At 51.1% G+C, this 3595-nt stretch carries 5 protein-coding genes; all 5 read right to left on the bottom strand.

Going from position 1 to position 3595, the window contains the following annotated elements; translation table 11 throughout:
- Positions 1-190: 190 nt before the first annotated feature.
- Entirely contained in the window at positions 191-694 is a 504-nt protein-coding gene (locus tag QPL98_RS19230; RefSeq protein ID WP_303293850.1) for a hypothetical protein, read from the bottom strand.
- 137 nt (positions 695-831) lie between these two features.
- Positions 832-1242, bottom strand: coding sequence for a hypothetical protein (locus QPL98_RS19235; RefSeq protein ID WP_303293851.1), 411 nt, complete (start codon positions 1240-1242; stop codon positions 832-834).
- A gap of 88 nt (positions 1243-1330) precedes the next feature.
- Positions 1331-2008, bottom strand: coding sequence for a class I SAM-dependent methyltransferase (locus QPL98_RS19240; protein WP_303293852.1), 678 nt, complete (start codon positions 2006-2008; stop codon positions 1331-1333).
- Positions 2009-2041: 33 nt separating this feature from the next.
- Positions 2042-2821, bottom strand: coding sequence for a hypothetical protein (locus QPL98_RS19245; protein ID WP_303293853.1), 780 nt, complete (start codon positions 2819-2821; stop codon positions 2042-2044).
- Positions 2822-2924: 103 nt separating this feature from the next.
- Positions 2925-3458: a GNAT family N-acetyltransferase gene (locus QPL98_RS19250; RefSeq protein WP_303293854.1), complete on the bottom strand. Its 534-nt coding sequence runs from the start codon at positions 3456-3458 to the stop codon at positions 2925-2927.
- Between the last annotated feature and the right edge of the window lie 137 nt (positions 3459-3595).

A 3595-nucleotide genomic window follows, 5' to 3' on the forward strand; every position in this document is an offset into this window, starting at 1 on the left:
GGCTTCCTTCAGACCCCACCTCGCGATGACGCCCTTGCCCTTCTCCTAGCCTTCGGCTCTGCGAACACCTGGCAGGAGGACTTTCACCTCCCTAGTTCTGCGCCATGCCCGGCACACACGCTGAACGAAGCGGCGCGTCTCACGCGTCCGCCTTCCGTGACTTGTTATGCACTCTGCAACAACCAAGAAACTAGTATGCTATTTTGGCTCTCGCCACGGTCGGACCTTTGGAAAATGCACACTCATATTTATCGACTGATTTCTGAGGCCCATTAAAGCTATCGGATGTAGACAAGATGGCATACTCTGTATTGAACGAGATGTATTCTTTTGATTCTTTGAGGTCAGCGATTCTCTCATCATCAGTCATTAAGGCATCTCTTCCAGCCTGGTACTGATAAACATCGGCGCTGTACTGATCGATCATATAGTTAGAAAATGGGCCGTTGTTTCTTGAGTCTGCGTATTCAGTTATAAGCTTTCTACACTCTGAAAGCATTTGCTTCAGAGTTTCTTCATCCGCCTCAAATATTGACAGCTTCAACGCCTCTTCCTTGGCCTGCTGTTCTTCAAACAGCCGCTTATTCTCTGCGATTTGCTCAGGTGTCAGCTTCTTCGGCTCACTTTCACTGGAGCATGAGGCCATGCCCACACACGATGCCACCACAATTAAAACAAGGTGAGATCCTTTCACAACTAACCTCCATTTTTTGAATTCTGATTTTCCGCATCAACGCATAACGCCGAAGCACAGCGGCGACCTTGGAGTGGCGACGAAGGGGCCACGGAAAGGGCGTCCGGCGGCCATAGGCCGCGCACTGCTGCGCCTTGTTAATTGGATACCTCAATGTACCACTTGGGCTTCATGCGCCCGAAATCCCGGCGGACGTTCGATTTCAGTGCCTTTTTGGAGTCCAGCACCTTTGCCTCGCCGCCCTCTCTGACAAACACAACCCAATGCCAGAATGGTTTGCCCTGTTCCATACGCCATTTAATCGCCATAAGGGCCTTGTCTGGAAGGCACTCCCAAGACTCGAACGGTGTTTCTTTGGGCGACACCGAGATACCGAATGCCCGCAAAAGCTTCCGGACGTGCACAGTCTCCGACCAGAGCGACGTGTCTGCGGCGTAAATACCCAGAGCATTTGCCTTACTCTTGGCCTCCGCATAGCAAATGCCTGCTAGAGCAGCGCTTGCAGCAATACCACAACCCGTTATTTCTTCCTGGATAACTGGTTCCATATCTCTACCAATTAACGCCAGCCAGCATGCGCGCCTTTGTAGTGGAGGCGAAGCCGCAACGAAAAAGGCGTCGCCGTGCCTGGCATGGTTATACAGACTTTGCCACCAACATTTCGGTAGCACCTTTTTGAAACCGGTAGCTTACAGGCTGCAATGAGACATCAATCCCACTGGCGGATAATACAGTCATGACCTGATCCAAATGCTTCGAGGCCTCTCCGTCCAGCGATACAACAGGAAAGACACGGACTTCGGACGCAACTCTGCATAGCTCCCGCATTGATTCCAAGTGTGCCGCCCCATCTACATGGTCACTGTAGAGAAAAAGGTAGTGAGAGCAGAGTGCTAAATCGAATTCGGAGTCAGGGAACGGCAGCGAGGGCAAAGATGCTGATACATACCGCCCTTGCCGGCAACCCGCATCAAAGTCGGACAGGAACCGCAACATGGCCTTCATCCGGACCTCGCCAAGCTGCTCGACGCTACTCAGTGACTCCCAGATATAGCTGCCTGCCCTCTGCCGCATCTTAGTCATGATTTCTGGGTACACGTCGTCAATCCGGCGGCGTATTTCGTCGACTTGAAACTGGTAAACCGGATCACAAGACGTGACTTGGCACCCACGGTCTGTTGCCTCTACATTGAAGCTCGCAGGACCATCACCACACCCAAGGATTCGCTTGCTCAGATCACCCTCGGATAATCCGAACATCGCCTGATATTCTTCAAAAGACCGGCCCCATGGGACTACGTTGGTTAACTCCAAACCTGACTCTCCTTAGTCTGTATAACGCGAAGCTCAGCGGCGCTTTTCAGCGTCCGCTGCAGCGTTTTGTTCTGCCATCTCTAGCGATCGCATGAATTGAGTCTTTCCGCCTGACCTATGAAACTGTAAAGCTGCTTCATAGCGGCTTTTTAGCCATTGCCACTTAGATCTATGATCCACTCTCGTAGCTCCGGAGAGGCCAGACTCTATGTGCTTACCCAACTCTTTGAAGTAGATTTCCCTCGGATCGTATCCATCAGCGGCTAGCCCGGCAGCGCCTGGACATGATGCCTCAAATTCGAACGGGTCAATAAACCACAATCCGTCACCGTCTTGCCTTAAGTACGGTTTTTGAGCTCCAATTCCGGGGTACTCGAAAATTGCATCATCGACAACGATTCTTGGATAAACAGCGGCACTTGATTCTATTCGGTAAGCTTGGAGCATAGCCTCACCATAAATCAGGTCACTTTCGTGAACCGTGGGCCCGACCGAGATCCCACCACGGGTCAATATTCCGGAGTAGAGCAGATCCGCATTGAGCCACCCACAAGCCCAGATAACGCTAAAAAAGCCTTTTTTCGTTGGCTCTGCGCTAATCGCAATTGAATCTGAAAACTGGTTTATCTCCAAGTCACTCTGGGCAGTATTCGCTCTCCGGGAGCTATCACGCGTAGACCGGATCTTGGTTAACGCTGCATGTATCCGCTCACGCAGTTCAGGATTTTTCGAAAGCGATAAAATGAGTGCTTCAAAGCCCAGAATATCAATGAAGGCAACAATTCGGTCTTTATACTCTGGAATCTCAAGCATAATGTGATTCAGGCTCGATTAAGGTAGAACGCTTTTGTTTAGCGGCGACTACGGAGCGCAGCGTAGTAGGCGTCCGGTGTAGGGCCGCCAGGCCCGGAACGCACTACAACAATTTGTTATGCAGTGCCCAGTCGTCGCGCGACATTCGATACACGCGCACAGGCCGGGCATGGAACTCTCGAGTCGTATAGTCTCCGAACCCGACTTTCTCCGTGACCCTGACGGAAGCTGTATGCTCCGGCTCGATAATAACAATTACCGACTCGCAGTGTTTTTGGTCGAAAGCATACTGGAGAACACCTTTTACAGCTTCTGTCGCATACCCCTGATGCCAGAACCTGCGGGCCAGACGATAACCTAGATTGATTTCTTCAACATCGCCAACCAACTCCGGCCCAGCGCCACAGAAGCCGATAAAATTCCCTGATTCTTTCTCACACAATGCCCATGGCCCTATCCCATGAGAGGCGTAACACTCAAGGCACCAATCAACGAATTTTCGGGTAGCTTCTTCGTCACAAACTCCACGGACGGAGAACTTCATGACTTCTGGATCACTGAGCATTGCGGTGAGCACCGGAACGTCTTGATGGGACAGCTTCCTTGCAATCAACCTCTCTGTTTCAAACAATGGCACCTATCTCTCCCTGTGCATAACAGCTTATTAGCGTGAATTCTCATTAAACCGCAACGAAACCACCCCGTCAAAAACCACTTCACACACCGAATACTCATTTTTTTCAGAGTCTTATTGGCCTGCTTCGGGCCGTTGTC

Origin of the sequence: Marinobacter sp. ST-43 (assembly GCF_030541085.1) — a bacterium.
Classification (GTDB): domain Bacteria; phylum Pseudomonadota; class Gammaproteobacteria; order Pseudomonadales; family Oleiphilaceae; genus Marinobacter; species Marinobacter nauticus.